Raw genomic sequence first — 293 nt, 5'->3', positions numbered from 1 at the left:
AGTGCTCACACAGATTGTCTGATGAAAAGTAAATAGCAAGGCGTCTTGCGATTGAGACTTCAGTGTCCCCTTCGTCTAGAGGCCCAGGACACCGCCCTTTCACGGCGGTAACAGGGGTTCGAATCCCCTAGGGGACGCCACTTGCTGGTATGTGTGAGTGAAAGTCGCCGACCGAAGTATCTCAAAACTGACTTCCGAGTCACGTTTGAGATATTTGCTCTTTAAAAATCTGGATCAAGCTGAAAATTGAAACGACACACTGTTTCATTTCTCCGTAATAAGAAATGAAAAGC

Annotated in this window: 1 tRNA gene; it reads left to right on the top strand. The window is 46.4% G+C overall.

The features are described from left to right. Positions 1 to 64: 64 nt before the first annotated feature. Positions 65 to 140: transfer RNA gene (locus tag OGY37_RS00300), tRNA-Glu, on the top strand. Positions 141 to 293 lie beyond the last annotated feature (153 nt).

It is taken from the genome of Citrobacter sp. Cpo030 (assembly GCF_030333005.1).
In the GTDB taxonomy this organism is placed as follows: Bacteria; Pseudomonadota; Gammaproteobacteria; order Enterobacterales; family Enterobacteriaceae; genus Citrobacter; species Citrobacter portucalensis.
Note: the sequence above shows the minus strand (reverse complement) of the source record. Positions and strands in the feature narration are given on the sequence as shown.